Genomic DNA, 20,039 nt, shown 5'->3' with positions numbered 1-20,039 from the left:
AGCTGAAAATCTTGAGGCTATCGATGAACTTGAAGGCTTCTTCCTGGCCGCCCTTGATATCGAACGTAAAGATGGAGCCGCCACCATTCGGGAAGTACTTCTGGTAAAGCTTGTGGTCCGGATGGTTTTCGAAGCTCGGGTGGCTCACGCGGGTAACCTTCGGGTGCTTGGAAAGGAATTCCAGAACCTTCTTGGTGTTTTCGACATGGCGATCGAGGCGGAGCGAAAGCGTCTCGACACCCTGCAACAGCAGGAATGCGTTGAACGGGGAAATGGCAGCACCTTCGTCACGGAGGAGAATCGTACGCACGTAGATGGCGTAGGCAGCAGCGCCGGCGGCCACAAACGGGAAACCGTAGCTCGGGTTCTTCTCGGTGAACTGCGGGAACTTGCCGCTCTTGGTCCAGTCGAACTTACCGCTATCCACGATGACACCGCCGAGGGTCGTGCCGTGACCGCCGATGAACTTGGTCGCGGAATGCACCACGATGTCGGCACCGTGTTCAATCGGGCGAATCAGGTACGGAGTACCGAAGGTGTTGTCGATGACCAGAGGAATCTTGTTCTTGTGAGCGATTTCGGCGATAGCGTCGATATCCGGAATGTCGGAATGCGGGTTGCCGAGAGTTTCGATAAAGATGAGCTTCGTGTTTTCCTTGACGGCGGCTTCGACGCTCTTGAGGTCGTGAGTATCGACGAAGGTCGATTCGATACCGAAGTCACGGAGCGTATGCTGCAACAGGTTGAAAGTACCACCGTAAACCGTGCGCTGGACAACCACGTGGTCACCACTGCGGGCAAGAGCCGTGATGGCGTAAGTGATGGCAGCGGCACCAGAGGCGACGGCGAGAGCGGCAACGCCACCTTCGAGGGCAGCAATACGTTCTTCGAGAACGCCCTGAGTGGAGTTGTTGATACGGCCGTAAACATTACCACCGGCCTTCAGGGCAAAGCGGTCTGCAGCATCCTGGGAGTTGTGGAAAACGTAAGAGGTGGTCTGGTAAATAGGAACCGCACGGGAATCGGTTGCGGGGTCTGCCTGTTCCTGGCCAACATGGAGCTGAAGAGTTTCAAAATGGAGCTTGTTCTGTGTCGTCATGGTTAAAATTCCTTTTAGGTTGTAGCGGGCAACCGGGTCTAAAGAGACCCGTGCTCGCATTATTTGGGTTTTGGAGATATCCTTAGGCTTATTTTTCTAACCTGCAAAGCCCTAAGGACAAAAGGCTTGCGGCTAGTTCGTTCTCAGAATGCCTCTCGGCATTCGACAGTCACTTATCATAGGCGCTCCTTCGAATGCTTAGGAATCACAAACCATTTTGTTTTTCCTACCAATCTTGTAGGTTTTAAGATAGAATAAGATTTTGCCCCCGTCAAGGCATAAACGCATACTATTTAACTATCGGTTGTTATAGGATTTTGTTATAATGCGGAGATGGCAATATTTCCCACATCCGTCATTCCGGCCCTTGAGCCGGAATCTCAAACTGCAAGAAGCAAGTCTGCACCTCAAAAATTTTTTGCGTTTCTTGGGAAAAATTATATATTCTCTGTAGAATAGCATTAACCCCGTTGACAGAGTTTCGAACCGGACGGGATGTTCAACTATCTGCTTGACGTAGCCTCCCCTTTGCTGGTGCGACAGAGCCACAAATCGAAGGCAGAACCTCTGCGGGGGAACGGCCCCGTTGCGCTCAACGTAGAGCACCGTCTGAAAAAGACGTTAATCATGTCATAACACCTTCTTGACGATCGCCGCAAGGCGACCGCGAGTATTTGACTATTAAATAACGAAAATTAATCCAAGCAGGGATAAATATGACCTACTATTTTATCAGCGACCTACATGTCGATTTCTATGTGTCGCCGGTGTTCCGCACACTCGCCATACTGCGCAAAAGTTTCGAAGTCTTCTTCGAACGGAACTTTTTACCGGCAGATGCCTGCTGCATCGCGGGCGATATCGCGAACGACTACTTCAACTACGTGGAGTTCCTGAAGTTCATTGCCGAGAAATACGATACCGTCTATGTGTGTTTTGGAAACCACGATATCATTACTGAGCATCTAGGGGAATTCGGCTCCGATAGGGATTTTCTTACCTCCGAAAGCAAGATAAAATACTTCCTTGCCGAAGCAGGAAAAATCCCGAACATCCAGTTGCTCGAGAACCGCATCGCAGAAGGCGTTGCAGGCTGCATGGGCATGTGCGATTTCAAGTACAAACACACTCCCGCGGCATCCGAGATGGCGAACAAAATCCTATGGGCAACGCGCTGGTTCGATGCCCGCCATTGGAAATACAAGCAGAATAACGCCGATAAACTTTGGCGACATTATGACATCGCGTTCCGTGAACTCACCGCACGGCGCCCCAAAATCATGATGTCGCACTTTCTGCCGCTGGAATTCGGCATGCCGGAGCGATACCAGCAAGACCCCTGCTCAAACTTCTTCTATTTCCACGGAGAGGAATACCTCGAGAACTTGGATGACGGAAGCATTTGGCAGGCAGGACACACGCACATCGCCATCAAGCGCGAGTACACCGACAAACTCGGCAAAAAGCACTTGCTGCTGTGCAATCCAGTGGGATACCCTGACGAAAACCCCTATGCGGAACACGGGCTAAAACGGGAAGATTTTTTGGTGGAGGTTGGGTAAAATATGGAAAAAAGATTCTCAGACCTGTACAAAACGACTACAAATATTCAAAAATGTAGTTGTTTTCCCCAAATTTTTTCAACGAAATACGGAATTAACAAACATTTTCCGTATTTCGTTGAAATTTTACCGTCAAAAGAGTATATTTATGGTATGGCACAAAAGAATGTCCTATCCGACAAAAAACTTGTCTTTTCGAGTGACGAACTCCAAAAGCAGGGATTTTCGTATTATCAAATATCGAAAATGGTCGAACAGGGCAAACTTTTCCGGCTCAATAAGTCGTATTACGAAAATGCAGGCTTTACCGGGGACATGAACGATTTTTACTACGTTCAGGCGTTTGCGCCCCAAGGTGTAGTATGCCTTCTGAGTGCAGCCGTTTATTACGGACTGACAACCTTCCGCCCCGACTCCATCGATGTAGCGGTTTCACCAAAGACAAAACTTTCCTCGCAGCTAGAATCGCAAAGGCTTGCACTGCACTACTTTTCAGGCGAGCGGCACACCCTTGGCGTGCGCACATTTAGCGAAAACAAAAACACTTTCAAGATCTACGATATAGAAAAAACTGTTGTGGACATCATCTCTAACCGGAACAAGGTAGGGATCGAAGAAACCAAGGAAATCCTGACCAATTACCTTGCAAGGCAAGACCGGAACATAAATAAACTCTATCGCTATGCAGAAAAACTTTCGTGCCTGAAAATCCTGAAGACTTACCTGGAGGTTCTCGTATGAATGTCCAGTCAATAAAAGATAAACTAAAGAATGTCGCCAAGACGAATTTTAGGTTGTATCAGGAATTACTCACAGTCTATGGATTGGAGCGAGCCCTATTCAGGATCGGTAAGTCAAAGTATAGAGAAAACTTCACGCTCAAAGGAGGCATTTTTCTTTATGCTCTCTACGGAAAGGACTACCCTCGTTCTACATCGGATATAGACCTTCGGGCTGACAAAATCAGCGGGACATTGGAATCGCTTCTTTCAATTTTCGGTGAGATTTTTTCTATCCCAGCGGATGACGGACTTGTATTTGATTTGGCGTCGCTCAAGGCTCGCGAAATAAAAAAGCAAGACGAATATCTAGGCACAAACATCAGTATCACGGCACTGCTCGGGAACACACGACTCCCCGTGTCCATTGATATCGGGTTTGGCGATGTGATTGTCCCGTCTAAAAAAGAAATGTCGTTTCCTGTATTGTTGGATATGGAATGTCCGAAGATTTACGGATATTCCATCGAATCTGTACTTGCTGAAAAATTTGAGGCGATAGTTTCGCTGGGCTATGCAAATAGCCGCTTCAAGGATTTCTACGACATTTATGTAATCTTGCAGAGTGAAAAGATTGATGTTGAATTGTTGCAAGAGGCCATTGTCCAGACATTCCGAAACCGAAGGACAACGTTTGATGACATTGTCGTTTTCGAAGATTCCTTCGCAACGGAAATAGAGCGCGTTAAACGATGGAACGCTTTCGTGAAGAAGAAAAATGCCTTGGTGCAGGTAACCTTCGATAAGGTTGTCGAGCAAATCAAGACGTATTTCAAGCCTATTGTGGAAAAAGTGGGGTAATACTTTTTTCAACTGTTTATAAATCGAATAAAGGCGAAATCTATAGTAATTCTTGTAAAATAAGCGTTTTTTATGCCTAAATTCATTTATATTTCAAGTGAATGCCCGATTTTAGCAAATTCTTATTCTTTGACTTGGAATATAACCCCGAAACGAAGAAAGTTCGGGAGTATGGATATATTTTGGGCGAAGAAAGAGTTCGGGCAACAAGCCCGGCAAAATTGGAAGAGGCTGCTGCAAAGGCGGTCTATATTGTTGGTCATAATGTACTGCGTCACGACGCTCCGATACTCCGACAGTATTTTTCAATTGACTTTCCGAATGTCAAGGCTCTCGATACCTTGATGCTGTCTTCGTTGCTATTTCCGCGCAAGCCGTATCACAAATTGCGCAAGGAATACTTGCACAATGAAGACGACCCGTCGGATCCGCTGGAAGATGCCAGACTCTGCAAAAAATTGCTAGAAGACTGCATCGAAAAATGGAAAAGTTATCCATGGCAACTCCAATATCTTCTCTTTCAGTTTTTGAAAAACGAACCTGGCTTTGCTCCATTTTTTGAACTGGTCGATGTCCCTAGCACGCTAAAGCTGCGCCTTAAAATAGCGGAAATACAGCGCTGGTTCACTTCTAATTACGAAAAAGCAATTTGCTTGCGTCAAGATTTTCAAAATGAATGGAAGGCATACCGTGCAGAATGGTGTTTTCTACTAACATTGTTTCATGAAGAAGGCCCTAGCGATTATGTGCCTTACTGGGTACGTTACCAATACCCCCATCTTGAAAACATTCTACATCGTAGGCGTCTTGTTCCTTGCGGAGACCCCCAATGCCCATACTGTTCCGAACAATTAAGTTCAACGAAACAATTAAAAAAATGGTTTGGCTTCGATAGTTTTCGCGCTTTCAATGGGGAAAAAATTCCTCTTCAACAGCAGGTTGTTGAATCGGCAATGCGCGGAGAATCCCTATTGGCGGTTTTCCCAACAGGTGGCGGAAAATCCATGACTTTCCAGTTGCCAGCCTTAATTGCTGGCACCCAAGTTGGCGCTTTGACTGTCGTGATATCCCCGATTGTCGCCTTGATGAAGGACCAGGTCGACGTTTTGGAAAAACGAAGGCAAATAGGAGATGCCGCCTATATAAACTCCATGCTTTCTCCCGCAGAACGGAAAGACGTTATTGAGAAAGTCAATAATGGCGAAAAGAACATTCTCTACATTTCTCCAGAATCATTGCGCTCAAATACGACGTTCAACATATTGAAACATCGACGTGTGGAACGTATCGTTGTAGATGAAGCACACTGTTTTAGTGGTTGGGGGCACGATTTCAGAGTCGATTACCTTTATTTAGCCGACTTCTTGAAAGACCTGCAAAGGGAAAAGAATCTTGAATCACCAATTTCTGTGAGCTGTTTTACGGCAACGGCAAAACAATCCGTTGTAGATGACATCTGCGGCTACTTCAAAGAGCGCCTAAATCTCGAGTTGGTAAAATTCATTAGCCCAGCAAAACGAACAAATCTGACGTATAAGGTTATTGAATCTTCAGAATCTCCTAACGAGCGACGCAAGCAGCTGGTAAATGTTCTTCGCGAATATAATGGCCCCAAAATCATATATGCATCCAAAGTCAAGACAACAGAATCCTTAGCCGAGGAATTGTACAATCGAGGTTTCGCCAGTGCCTGTTATAACGGCAAAATGGAATCTGAAAAGAAAATGACCATTCAGGATCAATTCCAGAATGGCGAAGTGGATACCATGGTGGCGACAACGGCTTTCGGAATGGGCGTTGACAAGGACAACGTGGAACTGGTCGCTCACTACGAAATTTCTAGTACACTGGAAAATTATGTACAAGAAGCAGGCCGTGCGGGTCGTGATCCAAAATTGCAAGCTAGCTGCGTAGCACTTTTCAATCCTAAAGATCTTGACACGAACTTTCAAATTCTTCAACAATCTAAGCTATCTGCACAAGAGATTTCATCCGTCTGGAAAGTTTTGAAAAAAACAGCTGGCAACCAGAATCGCATAATCATGTCGGCTCTCGAAATTGCCGATTTATGTGGATGGACCGAAAAAGAATCTGACGCAAGTGTCAACACAACCAAAGTCAAGCTTGCCATTCTTGTTTTGGAAGAACAGGGATTCTTGAAGCGTAAGCGGAATAGAACTCAAATGTATGGTTCATCCATTTCGGTTGATTCTGCAGAAGAGGCCCGTGAAAGAATCGGTTCAGACAAGATTGAAATCACTAACTCAACCGAAAATATCGCATATCGCATAATTCATCACATTATCAGCAAACGATGGACCCGTTCTCCGGAATGCGCTCTTGACGAACTTACGGTAAATTTGGGTTTGACACGCGAACAAGCTAATGATGGACTGCGTCTGTTGAGAGCGCTCAATCTTTTGAACGAAGAAGATGACTGGAGCGCTAGATTGCAGAGAAAAGGCAATGACACTCCGCGTTCACTCCTGAAGGCCGCCTCCGAATTGCAAGAAGAACTGTTGAAAGCGTGCGAAGGCAAGGGTGTTAATGACCGATTTGTCTTAGACATGACCAAACTCAATTCCCAGTTGAATCAAAGAGCCGATTCAATTGGAGCTTCTACATCTAGGCGGAATCTTTTCATTTTCCGCGGAATTTTGCGCTATTGGGCTCACGAGAGTGTCGCTGAAATTCATTTGGTAGAAGCGGGGCATCAGGTTTACCAGATAGAATTTCTTGTTCCTCCTGAAAGTGTCAAGGAGAACCTCAAGAAGCAATGGCAGATATTTGACAAGACCATTGATGCATTGACGGATATGCAAAAGGAACAAGCTCATAAAAATGGAAATATCGTCTGGTTCTCCTTAAATAGTTTAATGAGAAAAATGTACGGCGAGAAAGCTGTTGGCCGTATTGAGATGCAAAAGCAACTGGAGTATGCCCTTCTCTTCTTGCACTTAGTTGGATCCATTACACTGGACCATGGCCTTGTCGTTTTCTATACCGGACTTGTCTTGGAATTGAATCCAGAATCAAAACAACGCAATTTTACTCCTAAAGACTTCGAAATGCTTGATGCGCATTATAAGCATAAAGCAGAAGCGATTCATATTGTCGGTGAATATGCCAAGATGATGCTTACCGATGAGCAAATGGCTCAGCAGTTGCTAGATGATTATTTTGTAATGGATATTGCAGATTTCCGTTTGAAATACATGCAGGGCGTTGCCCAAATGGATTCTGTATCCGATGAATTAAAGCGAAAAATTGAAAAAGTCAACGACGAACAGCGTAAGGTCATAAAAAGTCGCAAGAAACACATCCTTGTAGGTGCTGGTCCTGGTTCAGGAAAAACGCACCTGCTTGTTCATAAAGTCGCATCGCTTTTGTGGATTGAAGAAGCAAAACCCGATTCAATCCTGTGCTTGACATACACGCGCGCGGCATGCCGCGAGCTCAGAAAGCGCCTGTTTGATTTGGCTGGGCCATTAGCAGCTAAAGTAACGATTACTACATTCCATTCGCTCGCATTCTCCATACTTGGCGTACAGGGAAATAAAAAAGCGCTTGAAAATGCTGACGACGTTGTTTCAAAGGCCGCCGAACTTCTTGAATCTGGAGAAGACGTTGGCGTAGGTGCCCCCGGTGTTATTCTTGTTGATGAATTTCAGGATTTGTCTGCAGGAGAATACCGCCTATTGCGAGCTCTTTATGATTTAGGAGAAAAAGATCCCCGCGTTATTGTCGTTGGAGACGATGATCAAAGTATTTTTGCTTTCCGTGGAAGTTCTTCTCAGTATTTCCAAAAATTTGCCGATGAATTCCCGAATACCGAAAAATTCTATTTAACGACAAATTACCGCTCTGTCGCCGGACTTGTGCGAGCAAATGCAAAATTGCTTGATTTGATGACAGAACGCGTAAAAGAAGGCTCACAACAGTTTGCGTTAAAACAGGACAAAGCGACGCTAGCATTTTATGAAGAAGGTGATAAAGCTACAGCGGCTTTTGCAGCTGCGGAAATTCTCGCAAAAAGATTTTCATCAAATTCAACAGAGTCCTATTGTATTCTGACGAGAGAAAATGCAGAAGCCTTCTTGGCCGCAGCGAAATTAGAGGAGAAAAATATCCCATATCGCCTTCTTAAAGGGCGAGACAAGGACAAATGTCCCATTGAGAAAACGCGAGAAATTTTAGGATTCAGCAAAATACTCCAGGAAGACCCGCGGGTAGGTAAATTCCCGTGGAGTGCAAAAGAATTTAAACGACTTGCAGATGATTACAAATCGAACCATAAAACAGAAAGTTCTTTTGAGTTGCTGGATGCATTGGTAAACGATTTTATAGAGACCGAAACAGCTTGCGGAGAAGACGAAATTACATTAGGTGATTTCAACCAATATTTGAGCGAAGTGTCGTATAGCGACTTTGCAACGAAAAACATGGGTGCGGTTTCTATAGGGACAATGCATAGCGCAAAAGGACTTGAATGGGATAATGTAATCCTTGCGCTAGGTTCGTGGGCGTTGAAAGATGCCGACGAGAAAATAGCACAAGAAAATTATCGTCTGCTTTACGTCGCTGCGACACGAGCAAAGAAATCGCTAACTATTATTGGCGCTGAAAAAATGCTGCCGCAGGAATGGTTAAGCCATTTTGTCAAGCAAGGTAAAATTAACGGTGTGACCATCCCGAAGGTTCTGCATATTGAAACAGGACTCAGTGACATGGCTTTGGGACAGTATCTGAAAAAAGGTGATTCTAGCGATGTTTTTGTTGAAAAGCTACAACAGGTTTTAGAAAAAGAATCGCTAGGAACACCCCTTTCTGTCGAACTTCATCAAAAAAACGGAAAATACTGCATAAAACAAGGCTCTCTTTATTGGGCTTGGTTTGCAAAGGATTTTACCGGCGGCCTTGTGAAAAGCCTAGCAAAGAACGTCCTGGTTCCGCAAAAGGCAATCCTTTCACAGATTGTTCGTTGGACATCCGAAGACGGGCAGGAAACCTGGGTTCCATTGTTTAGAGTGGAATTCAGGAGAAAATAATTCCTCGGCATTCACTAACTCTGATCTAATTTCGGATGTCACCATAAATGTCCCTATAAATGTCACTGTAAAATGTCACTGTAAAATGTCACAGTAAATTCCCCATTTTCCTCATTTTAGGGTCGAATCCCCGCATTTCCTCACGTTTTTTCGAAAAATTTCGCGATTGTCATCTTTTGACACCCGCAGAATGTATCTTTATGGCTGAGAACTATTTTCCGGAGGTTGCGCCATGCGGAACGTGAAATTGTTGCTAATCGGGCTGCTTTTTGCGGCGGCATATGCCGTGGCTGGCGGGGCGGCAGCTTTTGTCGCCAAGAAAAGCAATACCGGGGAATTCACCTTCTCGGAGGCAACGCAACAAGCATTTTTGAAGGACTGCTCCGAAAATGCGAACGAATGGGTTTGCGGGTGCGTACTCGCACGTTTGCAAGGCTCATATAGCGAAAAAGAATACCTGAGGCTCGATGCCGAAATGCAGGCGGGCGATCAGGACTATAACTTTACATCGTTCTTGTCGGATGCTGTGGCTGCTTGCGACAAAGAATATGAAGAAACAAGTTCACAGATTACCGAGGAAGAGGCGAAGGCGTTTGCAGACACCTTGCTAAACAGTCTCAACAAAAAAGAATATCTGGCGGAATGTAAAGAACAAGAAAAAGCAATTCTTGGCAATAAGGAGGCGGGCAAGGTCTGCAATTGCGTTTATAATAAAATAATCAAAGACAAATCTCGTCTTGTGCAAGTTGTTTTGGAGAATGGTTATCCAGAAAACAATAATGTATGGGGTGTTGATTATGTTCTTGAATGCCTTCCCGACAAGTTTACTCCTGAAATAGAAAAGAGTTTTACCGAATACTTGAATCAACTCGGATTACCAAAGTCGATAAGTAAATGCATGATAAGTACTCTAAAAAAAGAGTACACCTTAAAAGCACTTGTAAAAGCGTATAGCAAAGATAAAGGACAGTTAGCTACCGTCCTTATGTTGCTCGCTTCTAAATGTATTGTTGAGTGATTTCTTAAAACAGCCCCTTTCCTCACATTATACAAAAAAACTCCACCAGCCTGGTGGAGTTTTGAGATATATGGCAAAAAATTAGAGAACTTTACTCATACAATCCTTTGCTGAAGTAACGGTCGCCGCGGTCGGGGGCCACGAACACGATGTTTCCGCGGGCGCCCGAGGCGATGAGTTTCTTGGCAGCAGTGAATGCCGCACCCGAAGAGGAGCCTGCGAAGATTCCTTCCTTCTTGGCGAGTTCGCGGGCGCCACCGAAGGCGTCATCGTCATTGATTTTGACGACCTGATCCACGAGCGACATGTCCATGGTGTCGGCGATAAAGTCGTTGCCAATTCCTTCAATGTTGTAGTCGCCATGTTCGCCGCCGCCCATGGTAGAGCCTATAGGGTCTGCAAGCACGCCCTTGATGTTCGGGTTGCGTTCCTTGAGCGCCTTGAGAATGCCGCTGAAGGTGCCGCCGCTGCCTGCGCCCGCCACCACGTAATCTACGTGTCCGTCCAGGTCGTCGTAAATTTCGGGGCCGGTGGTTTCGTAATGGGCAAGCGGGTTGGCCATGTTGCGGAACTGCCTAAGCGAAACAGCACCGGGAATTTGCGTCAAGAGTTCTTCGGCCTTCTTTTCGGCGCCGAGCATGCCTTCTTCGCGCGGGGTGTTGATGAGTTCTGCCCCGAGCGCGCGCAAGAGCGTCTGTTTTTCTTGCGAGAACTTGGTGGGCACCACGAATATCACACGGATGCCGCGATTGAGCGCGGCGAAGGCAATGCCAAGGCCGGTGTTGCCCGCAGTCGCCTCGACGATGGTTCCATCCGGCTTGAGCGTTCCTTTTGCGAGAGCGTCGTTCACCATGTAAAGGCCGGTACGGTCCTTCACGCTGCCCGAGGGGTTCCAGAGTTCAAGTTTCACAAACAGGTTCACGCCTTCGGGCACACCGACATGCGTAAGCTTTACAAGCGGAGTCTTCCCGATTAAAGATTGCATTGATTCGTAGTAATGCATATTACGCTTCCTTCGCGGCGTTGATGCCAGCGTTCAAATCCAAGATAATGTCATCGACTTTTTCGATACCTACAGACAAACGAATGAGTCCGTCGGTAATGCCCACCTTCTCGCGAATTTCCTTCGGAATAGAGGCGTGGGTCATGGTAGCCGGATGGCATACGAGGCTTTCAACACCGCCCAGACTTTCGGCGAGCGAAATCAGCTGCAAACCCTTGAAGAATCTCTTGATGTCGTAGTTTTCGTAAAGCTCAAAAGAGATCATGGCGCCGCCGTTCTTGGCCTGCTTCTTGTTGATTTCGTAACCCTGAGCGGTCGGGAGTCCCGGATAATAAACACGCTTCACGGCTTCATGCTGCTCCAGATAGCGGGCAATGCGTTCCGCATTTTCGGTATGGCGATCAAGGCGCACGCCAAGCGTCTTGATGCCGCGAATCAGGAGGAACGAATCGAAGGGGCCAAGCACCGCGCCCACGGCATTCTGGTTGAACGCGAGCTTTTCTGCGATTTCTTTATTGTTGGTCACTGCAAGGCCAGCCACCACATCGCTATGGCCGCCCAAGTACTTGGTCGCAGAATGCACCACGATGTCGGCGCCAAGTTCCAGCGGACGCTGCAAATACGGAGTCATGAAGGTGTTATCGACAATGGTCAAAATTCCATGCTTCTTGGCGATGGCAGCGACACCAGCCAAATCCGTCACGGTCAGGAGCGGGTTCGCCGGGCTTTCGATAAAGAAGGCCTTTACATCGGGCGTCACTTTGGTATCGAGCGTCGCCAAGTCGGTGGTATCTTCGATAGAATAGGCAATGCCGAGGTTCTTGAATACTTTATCCAGAACGCGGAAGGTTCCGCCATAGACATTGCTCGAGATAATAATGCGATCGCCCTGCTTAAAAAGCGAAAGCACCGTAGAAGTCGCCGCCATACCGCTGCCAAAAGCAAAGCCCGCGACACCGCCTTCAAGGTCGGCAATCAATGCTTCGAGTGCTGCGCGCGTGGGGTTACCCGTGCGGGAATATTCCCAGCCGGTGTTTTCGCCGAGACCCGCCTGCCTGTAGGTAGAAGTCTGGTAGATGGGTACATTGACAGCACCCGTTACGCTATCGCCATCGATGCCGCCGTGAATGAGTTTCGTTTCGATATACTTAGAAGTTGACATTTTAAATCCTTTGGCGCCTTGTATTGCCGCGCCGCGCATTGATGAATGTTTGAATAAAAAAAGTCCCGCTCCGGAGACACAGCCGAGCGGGAACCTGTTTAAAGTCTGGTTAAACCAATAGCCTAAAAACTAGTCGCCCGCCCGACATCGACACACACAACACATGTACGCAAAAACTTGAATCATTTTATATTCCTATTGTTTTGGTAGGGAAAATATAGATACAAACTATTCCTGCGTCAATCAAATTCCCACCATTTAGTTATACTATTTTCCGTTCGCTAGGTATAGGCAAATATTATACCCTACTCCGCGCGTTCGCACTTCGCAAGGTACTTCTGCAGTTCCTCTACGTAGCGTTCGCCTGCCAGGCCGAGCAGCATGTTGCGCTTGGAGATGTAACCGATTTCCATCACGCGGTGGGCCTCGGCGCTCTTGTCCTTGAAGGGCACGGCCAGGTAGTCACTGCCGTTCAGCTCTTCGCAGATAATGCCCGAGCAGAGCGTGTAGCCGTTGAGGCCGATCATCAGGTTCAGCATGGTCGCGCGGTCGTTCGCCTTGATGGTGCGGTTGTATTCGCTTGTACTTAAAATCTCCTCGGCAAAATAGAACGAGCTGTTATCGCCCTGTTCAAAGGAGAGGCACGGGTAATCGGCCAGCTGTTCAAACGTGATGAACGGCTGCTTCGCAAGCGGGTGGCCCTTCCACAGGTAAACGTAGGCCTTACACTCGATAAGCTTGTGGAACGCGAGGTCGCGCGCATTCAAGAGGCTCTGGATAACCTTGCGGTTGAAATCGCTCAGGTAGAGGATGCCGATATCGCTCTTGAAAGAGGCTACATCTTCGATGACTTCCCTGGTACGGGTTTCGCGGATGGCAAACTCGTACTTGTCGGTATCGAACAGCTTGACGGTCTCGACAAAGCTCTTGACGGCGAAGGAGTAGTGCTGCGTGGAGACGGCGAACTTCTTTTTGCGCTTGCCCGACTTGCCGTACTTATCCATGACGATTTCGTAATGGTGGTACAGTTCGCGCGCATACGCGATAAATTCCTCGCCCTCGTTGGTGAGGGTCACGCCGCGACTGGTGCGGTTGAAGATGAGGATGTTCATCTCGTCTTCGAGGTCGCGGATGGCTGCCGTGAGCGACGGCTGCGATATGTAAAGCTTCTCGGCGGCCTTGTTGAAGGAGCCGGTCTCTGCGATTCCGATGGCGTAACGTAGTTGCTGTAGAGTCATGAGTACCCCGGTTTGTCATCCTAAAGATTTTGTAGTTGCCGCTTGTTTTCCTATTGTTTCTATAGGGAAATATAGAATAAAGAGACACAGTCATCAACCGTTTTGTGATAAATTTTAGTTATAACTCGCTATTACCGTTCTAATCTTCTGTTTTTACCCGTTTTAATCTACTTTTCCTGGCGAAAATTGTACGGAGGCCATAAATGAACTATTTGATTGTACCCGGATTGAACAATTCCGGCCCTAAGCACTGGCAGAGTTTTTGGGCCAAGAGTTTGCCGAATGCGGTCCGCGTGGAACAGCGCAGCTGGGACAAGCCGCAAAAAGAGGAATGGGTCGAAACGCTCGACAAGGCAGTCGCAGGGTTTAGTTCCGACACAATCCTCGTCGCGCACAGCCTGGGCGTTGCAACGACAGTCCTTTGGCTTTCGGAAAAACTTGCAGAAGGGAACGTGCCCGCACATGTCAAGGGAGTTTTCCTCGTTTCGCCAAGCGACGTAGACAACATCGACATCATCAAGTCGTTTGCACCGATGCCGCTCGTGAGGTTGCCCGTGCCAGCCGCCGTAGTGGCAAGCGACAACGACGAGTTTGTCACGATAGAGCGCTCGAAGTTTTTCGCAGGCGCATGGGGCGCTAGTTTGTTCAGAGCAGGCGCACTCGGGCACATCAATTCCGACTCCGACTTGAAGGAATGGGAACAGGGCCGCGCATTCCTGGCGGAATTCGAAAAGAGCCTTTAACTTGATACGACGGGATTAAAGTCCGCAGTTCCAGTTTTTGTCGTCTGGAACCTTGCCTTCGCTTTCGGGCGTATTGCGGACGAACTGGTCGAGCTTTACATTGTCCAGATAATCGCGAATCATGGTGTCAAGTTCCTTCCACACGGGGAGCGTGACGCACGTCTTTGCGCGCGAACACTTGTTGACCTCGTCGTCGAGGCACGATACCGGCGCGACGGAAGTTTCCATGAGCGAAAGAATTTGCCACACGCTGCAATCTTCGGGATCTACATTCAGACGGTAGCCGCCGCCCTTGCCGCGGGCGCCTTCGAGCAACTTGCCGCGCACGAGCGTCCCGAGAATGCCTTCGAGGTACTTTTCCGAAATCTGCTGGCGGGCAGAGAGCTCCTGCAACTTCACGAAACCTTCCTTGCGGTTACGGGCAAGGTCAATCATCACGCGCAACGCGTATCTACCTTTTGTAGAAATCCTCATGAGTTCCTCTTTACCACAAATATAAAATGTTTTGCTGCCCTGCGGGCCCCTTATAGGATTTTGCGATAGGCTTCTACGAGCTTTTCGAAAGAGACGGCGCAGTTCGCAGGCGATGTGGACGGGAGCTTTTCGGCATCGATGCCGACATCAGCCGCACAATATTTCTGGTACAGTTTGTGGGCGGTGGCCCCGGTGCAAAAGATGCGCTCCACATGCGACGCCTTCACGAGCCCGCCGATTTTATTCGGGACGGCATCCTCAATGCTCGTGTCGCTGGCACCCACGATGGTGCAGCTTTCCAGTACATCCCAGAGGGCGACATGGTGTTTTTTGAGCATGGCCTTCTTTTGCGGGATGGTCTCGGGGAGGGGTTCGCCGAGGACTGCAGCGAGCACCTTCCAGAAGCGGTTCTGCGGATGCCCGTAATAAAAACCAACTTCACGCGACTTGGGCGACGGGATAGAACCGAGCAGCAGCACGCGAGAAGTACGGTCGTAAACCGGCGGGAATTCGTGCGAAACATGAGTGCGAACCGCAGCTTTGTTGTTCTTTTTCCCAATCATAGCAAGTAGTTGCAAATATAAAATTCACTTTTTTCAATGGGCAGTGAGTTTGAGGAGAGCGCGCTGCATATGGCCGCAAAATAACTATCTTTTACCCTATGGATAGAGCACGCCGCCGCAAATTTGGCCAGAACTTTCTGGATGTACCTACCGCACAGATGATTGCGGGCGATTTGCCTGCAGAAGCGGGCGAGCACGTTCTGGAAATTGGCCCCGGCCACGGCGCCCTCACGGAGCACCTGCTCGACCGCGCCGTGGAACTCACTGCCGTCGAAATCGACGAGCAGTGCGTCGAATTTCTGCAACAGAAATTCCGGGGTCGCGAGAACTTCCATATCGTAAACATCGACTTCCTGAAATTCGACCTGCAGGCGTTCCTCGATGCGCACGAAAAACCGTGGGTCACGGGCAACCTCCCCTACAACGTGTCGACCGCGATTATCGCAGGCCTCATGCCGCGACTCCACCTCACGAAGGGGTTCATGGGCATGGTCCAGCTCGAAGTCGCCGAACGCATTTGCGCCGCACCCTGCAGTAGCAATTACGGCAGTTTGTCTGTACTCGTATCCGCTTTTGCCGACACGCAGATTCTCCGCAAAATCGGGCCCGAGCACTTTACGCCGCGCCCGAACGTAGACAGCGCCACGATGCTGTTGACTCCGCGGGCCGATGCATTGCAGGCTCCCGAAGGCTATTTCGATTTTGTGCGCGCAGCCTTCACGCAGAAGCGCAAGACGCTCGCCAATTCCTTCGGGAAGGCGTACGACAAAAAGAAAATTCAGGCAACGATTGAACTTTTGGATTGGCCAATGACTGTCCGCGCCGAAGAACTCAGCCCTGAGCAATTTTTAAATTTCTATAAGGCGTTTAAAGCCGAACCATAAAAAACGCAACCACAGGTTTTACCCATGAAAAAACTTCTTGTAGTTTTACTCGTCCTCTGTGCCACAACACTTTCTTTTGCACAAGCAAAAAAGCACACGCTAACCATGAACAGAGGCTTTTTTACAACCGACTATTTCATTGACGGGCAGGAAGTCGATGGCGACGCATTCGAAATGGAACTCACCAATGTTCATGATGCAATCGACACATGGAATACCGGAAATACAATGAGATATATTTCATGGGGTGCCGCTTTTGGTGGAGGATTCCTGGTCGGATACAGCCTTGTCGAAGGTTCATCTTACAGAGCGGGAAGCGGTTACTTACTGGGAGTAATGGCAGGTGGCGCAATCATTGTCGGCGCACTTATCCTCGAATACGTCGGCAACTCCAAAAAAGATAGCGCTGTCGATATTTACAACAGTGAAATCGGAAAAATCGCAGGGAACGAATCTGTCAATCTGAGTATCGTTCCGACCGAACAAGGCGGCATCGCCCTCGCATTCAATTTCTAAAACGACCCCATTATACCGGATCGTTCACTGGCTTCGAATAGTCGCGTTCGCCGAAGAGAGCCGTGCCCACGCGAATCATCGTGGAGCCTTCCTCGATAGCGACCTCCAGGTCGCCCGTCATGCCCATCGAAAGCTGGTCGAAGTGGGCAAACGCACCGCCTTTCGCGAGGAACTTCTGCTGAAGGTTGCGCAGGAAGGCAAAACACTCGCGGGAATCTTCGGCGACACCCGTGTTCTTGCCGATGGTCATGAGCCCGCGGAAACGCAGGTGCGGGAAGTTTTCACTCTTGCCGTCGGAAGCGGCGCCCGCCTTTGCGGCAAGGTCGTTCAAGAAAGCCTCGGCCTCGTGCACATCGAGCCCGCTCTTCGTCTCTTCTTCGCCGGCGTTCACCTGGAAAAGGATATCGAGAATCTTGCCCGTGCCATTCTCTCCGGGGAGTGCCGCGCAGACGCGTTCCAGTTTTTCCACCGCCTCAATGCTCGCGATAGAATGGATGCAATCAGCGACAATCGCCGCCTTCTTGAGTTTGTTGCTCTGCACGGGGCCAATCACGTGGCAACGCACGCGGCTCCCGTCCTTCGCCATGCGCGGCGCAGAGAACTTGAGTTCCGCTTCTTGCACGCGGTTCTCGCCGAAGTCGGTCGCACCCAGACTGATTGCATTTTCCACGGCTTCTGCCGGGTGGAACTTGCTCACCCAAACAAGCTTCACCGATTCGCGGCTACGGCCCGCAATCTTGCAGGCTTCACCAATCCTTGCTTCGAGAGCAGCAAGGTGCCCGCGCATTTCTTCGAGAGTGAATTCCATTACTTCTTCGCCTTCTTCTGCACAAACAAAATCTTCACGATTTCGTCGATGTGCTTGTGCGTAAAGATCTTGAGGCCCTTCTTCGCGGGTGCCGGAAGTTCGTCCACGTCCTTCTTGTTCTGGGCAGGCAGGCGAAGCGTCTTCACGCCGGCCTGGAGAGCCGCAAGCGCCTTCTCGTTGAGCCCGCCAATCGCAAGGCATGCGCCCGTGAGGCTCACCTCGCCGGTAAACGCGACGTCAGGCGGCACGGGAATCCTGGTGAACGCAGAAAGCAGGCAGAGCGTAAGGGCGATACCCGCAGAAGGCCCGTCCTTCGGCACGGCGCCTTCGGGCACGTGGATGTGGATGTCCGTCTTCTTGACAATCGCGGGGTCGATGCCAAAGCGGTGCAGGCGTTCGCGCACCAGGCTCACCGCAATCTGGGCGGATTCCTTCATCACGTCGCCGAGCTTTCCGGTCATAATAATCTGGCCCTTGCCGCTCAGGAGCATGCATTCGATGGGCAGAATCTCGCCACCCACGCTTGTCCAGGCAAGGCCTGTCACTACACCGGGGCGGCCCGGTTCAGGCAGTTGGTTGTCGAGGAATCTCGGGGCGCCCAGATATTCCTGCAACTGCTTGTCCGTTATTTCGGGCTTGAATTTTTTGCCCATCACAATCTCTTTCGCGCGATGGCGCACCACGCTCTCGAGGGTGCGTTCCAGTTCGCGCACGCCCGCTTCACGCGTCCATCCACGCATCACCGCATTCACGGTAGCCTCGTCGAACGAAACCTGCTCTTCGAGTTTCACGCCCGTACGCTCGCAGATGCGCGGCAACAAGTACTTGCTTGCAATCTGCAGCTTTTCGTGCGGGTAGTAGCCGGGCAGGCGCACAATTTCCAGACGGTCGCGCAGCGCCTCCGGGATTTCGCTCTCGCTGTTCGCCGTCGCAATAAACAGCACACGGCTAAGGTCAAGCCCCACTTCCATGAAGTGGTCGGTAAAGTCGTGGTTCTGTTCCGGGTCAAGCACCTCGAGCATCGCACTCGCGGGGTCGCCACGGAAGTCGCTCGCCATCTTGTCGATTTCGTCGAGCAAAATAATCGGGTTCATGCACTTGGCACGGCGCAGCGCATGGATAAAGCGGCCCGGCATGGCACCAATGTAGGTACGGCGATGCCCGCGTATTTCGGCCTCGTCGCGCACGCCGCCAAGCGTAATGCGCACAAAATTGCGCTGCATGGCGCTCGCAATCGATTCCACGAGGGTCGTCTTGCCCACACCCGGAGGGCCAACAAGGCACAAAATCGGAGAACGGCGTTCCGTCCCGGTGAGCTTGAGCACCGCGACATATTCCATAATGCGTTCCTTCACCTTGTCGAGCCCGAAGTGCTTGGAATCAAGTTCGCTCTTCACCTTCTTCATGTTGAGGACGGTGTCGGTGTACACGCCGTAAGGCAGGTTCAGGAACCAGTCAATGTAGTTGCGGCTCACCGCATATTCCGGCGAGGTCGGCTGCATGAGTTTCATGCGCCCGATTTCATCTTCAAGTTTCTCGACAATCGCCGGCGTAAAGTTTTTCGCCTTGATCTTGGCCAACAACTGGTCGGGTTCCGAAGCGCCCGCACCATCGCCATCCAGTTCATCTTGCAGCTGGCGGATCTGTTCGGTAATGAACCATTCCTTCTGCTGCTGCGCCATCTTCTGGCGCACGTTCTGCTGCACGCGCACCAGCACGTTCTCGTTGTCTTCAGAAACGTCCATCAGCGCAAGCAGTTTCGCCGACATCTCGTCGAGCGATGTCACTTCCAAAAAACTCTGCTTCTCGGCAAGCGATACCTGCAAGAACGGAATCATGCCATAATAGGCGTTCAGCTGGTTTTCCATGCCGAAGAAGGCGTCGACCATGCCCTCGGCGATATTCCTCTTTGTCGCATACTCGCGGAAGCGCGTAAGCACCTCGTCGAAGAGGGCAGTCTTGTCCTTGGCACCGATACGCTGCTTGCGGGGTGAAACCGTTACGTTCAGGAACCCGTCAGCCATCATGATGGAACGCAGGTCCACGACCTCTTCGCCTTCCAGCACGACTTTCACGCAACCATTCGGGAACGGCATCACGTTCGACACGCGCGCCATCACGCCCACCGAATACAAATCAAGCATCGGGTTCTTCAGTTCTTCTTCGGACACGTCCCTCTGGGCGACAAGGACAATTTCGTTATTGTGGTTCTCCGCATATTCGAGCGCACGCAAAGACATATCGCGCCCCACCAGAATGCGGCGGGTCGTCATCGGGAACACGACTGCATCCCTCAGCGGGAGCAGCGGAAACGTTTTAGAAAAATCAAAACTCATACACG

The 20,039-nt window shown here is 49.5% G+C and carries 16 protein-coding genes; 8 read left to right on the top strand and 8 right to left on the bottom strand.

Features of this window, described 5'->3' with window-relative positions; translation table 11 throughout:
- Positions 1-1,099 (bottom strand): O-acetylhomoserine aminocarboxypropyltransferase/cysteine synthase family protein (locus B7994_RS13785; protein WP_088639037.1); only part of this gene is annotated, 1,099 nt, incomplete at its 3' end.
- 716 nt (positions 1,100-1,815) lie between these two features.
- Between B7994_RS13785 and B7994_RS13780 the strand changes: the two genes are divergently transcribed.
- From B7994_RS13780 to B7994_RS13760, 5 genes are all read left to right on the top strand, one after another.
- On the top strand, positions 1,816-2,661 hold the full coding sequence (locus tag B7994_RS13780; RefSeq protein ID WP_088639036.1) for a metallophosphoesterase: 846 nt from the start codon (positions 1,816-1,818) through the stop codon (positions 2,659-2,661).
- Between the two features lie 153 nt (positions 2,662-2,814).
- Complete coding sequence (locus B7994_RS13775) at positions 2,815-3,402, top strand: type IV toxin-antitoxin system AbiEi family antitoxin domain-containing protein (protein ID WP_088639039.1); 588 nt, start codon at positions 2,815-2,817, stop codon at positions 3,400-3,402.
- A complete protein-coding gene (locus tag B7994_RS13770) occupies positions 3,399-4,241 on the top strand; it encodes a nucleotidyl transferase AbiEii/AbiGii toxin family protein (RefSeq protein ID WP_088639035.1) in 843 nt (280 codons plus the stop codon). Before B7994_RS13775 ends, B7994_RS13770 begins: the two co-directional genes overlap by 4 nt.
- A gap of 101 nt (positions 4,242-4,342) precedes the next feature.
- Complete coding sequence (locus B7994_RS13765; RefSeq protein ID WP_088639034.1) at positions 4,343-9,289, top strand: RecQ family ATP-dependent DNA helicase; 4,947 nt, start codon at positions 4,343-4,345, stop codon at positions 9,287-9,289.
- 232 nt (positions 9,290-9,521) lie between these two features.
- Positions 9,522-10,307: a hypothetical protein gene (locus B7994_RS13760; RefSeq protein WP_088639033.1), complete on the top strand. Its 786-nt coding sequence runs from the start codon at positions 9,522-9,524 to the stop codon at positions 10,305-10,307.
- Positions 10,308-10,398: 91 nt separating this feature from the next.
- On the opposite strand, the gene B7994_RS13755 is transcribed toward B7994_RS13760, so the two are convergent.
- The 3 genes from B7994_RS13755 to B7994_RS13745 form a co-directional block, all read right to left on the bottom strand.
- Positions 10,399-11,310 carry a PLP-dependent cysteine synthase family protein gene (locus tag B7994_RS13755; protein WP_088639032.1) on the bottom strand — a complete coding sequence of 304 codons (912 nt, stop codon included), beginning with the start codon at positions 11,308-11,310 and terminating at the stop codon, positions 10,399-10,401.
- Between the two features lies 1 nt (position 11,311).
- Positions 11,312-12,472 carry a PLP-dependent aspartate aminotransferase family protein gene (locus B7994_RS13750; RefSeq protein ID WP_088639031.1) on the bottom strand — a complete coding sequence of 387 codons (1,161 nt, stop codon included), beginning with the start codon at positions 12,470-12,472 and terminating at the stop codon, positions 11,312-11,314.
- A gap of 305 nt (positions 12,473-12,777) precedes the next feature.
- Positions 12,778-13,710: a LysR family transcriptional regulator gene (locus tag B7994_RS13745; protein WP_088639030.1), complete on the bottom strand. Its 933-nt coding sequence runs from the start codon at positions 13,708-13,710 to the stop codon at positions 12,778-12,780.
- 203 nt (positions 13,711-13,913) lie between these two features.
- Here B7994_RS13745 and B7994_RS13740 point away from each other — a divergent pair, with 203 nt between their 5' ends.
- Complete coding sequence (locus B7994_RS13740) at positions 13,914-14,453, top strand: alpha/beta hydrolase (protein WP_088639029.1); 540 nt, start codon at positions 13,914-13,916, stop codon at positions 14,451-14,453.
- Between the two features lie 15 nt (positions 14,454-14,468).
- Here the strand turns inward: B7994_RS13740 and B7994_RS13735 are convergent, their stop codons facing one another.
- Both B7994_RS13735 and B7994_RS13730 read right to left on the bottom strand, forming a co-directional pair.
- Positions 14,469-14,927, bottom strand: a complete 459-nt coding sequence (locus tag B7994_RS13735; protein WP_088639028.1) for an Rrf2 family transcriptional regulator — start codon at positions 14,925-14,927, stop codon at positions 14,469-14,471.
- Between the two features lie 50 nt (positions 14,928-14,977).
- Positions 14,978-15,490, bottom strand: coding sequence for a DNA-deoxyinosine glycosylase (locus tag B7994_RS13730; protein ID WP_088639027.1), 513 nt, complete (start codon positions 15,488-15,490; stop codon positions 14,978-14,980).
- 98 nt (positions 15,491-15,588) lie between these two features.
- Here B7994_RS13730 and rsmA point away from each other — a divergent pair, with 98 nt between their 5' ends.
- Both rsmA and B7994_RS13720 read left to right on the top strand, forming a co-directional pair.
- Positions 15,589-16,374, top strand: coding sequence for a 16S rRNA (adenine(1518)-N(6)/adenine(1519)-N(6))-dimethyltransferase RsmA (rsmA, locus tag B7994_RS13725; protein WP_088639026.1), 786 nt, complete (start codon positions 15,589-15,591; stop codon positions 16,372-16,374).
- 24 nt (positions 16,375-16,398) lie between these two features.
- On the top strand, positions 16,399-16,890 hold the full coding sequence (locus B7994_RS13720) for a hypothetical protein (protein WP_088639025.1): 492 nt from the start codon (positions 16,399-16,401) through the stop codon (positions 16,888-16,890).
- A 10-nt stretch (positions 16,891-16,900) separates the two neighbouring features.
- Here the strand turns inward: B7994_RS13720 and B7994_RS13715 are convergent, their stop codons facing one another.
- Together B7994_RS13715 and lon are read right to left on the bottom strand one after the other, a co-directional pair.
- Entirely contained in the window at positions 16,901-17,698 is a 798-nt protein-coding gene (locus B7994_RS13715; RefSeq protein ID WP_088639024.1) for a YggS family pyridoxal phosphate-dependent enzyme, read from the bottom strand.
- Entirely contained in the window at positions 17,698-20,034 is a 2,337-nt protein-coding gene (gene lon, locus B7994_RS13710) for an endopeptidase La (RefSeq protein WP_088639023.1), read from the bottom strand. The genes B7994_RS13715 and lon overlap by 1 nt, the downstream gene beginning before the upstream one ends.
- Between the last annotated feature and the right edge of the window lie 5 nt (positions 20,035-20,039).

Source organism: Fibrobacter sp. UWR2 (assembly GCF_002210285.1).
Taxonomy (GTDB): domain Bacteria; phylum Fibrobacterota; class Fibrobacteria; order Fibrobacterales; family Fibrobacteraceae; genus Fibrobacter.
Note: the sequence above shows the minus strand (reverse complement) of the source record. Positions and strands in the feature narration are given on the sequence as shown.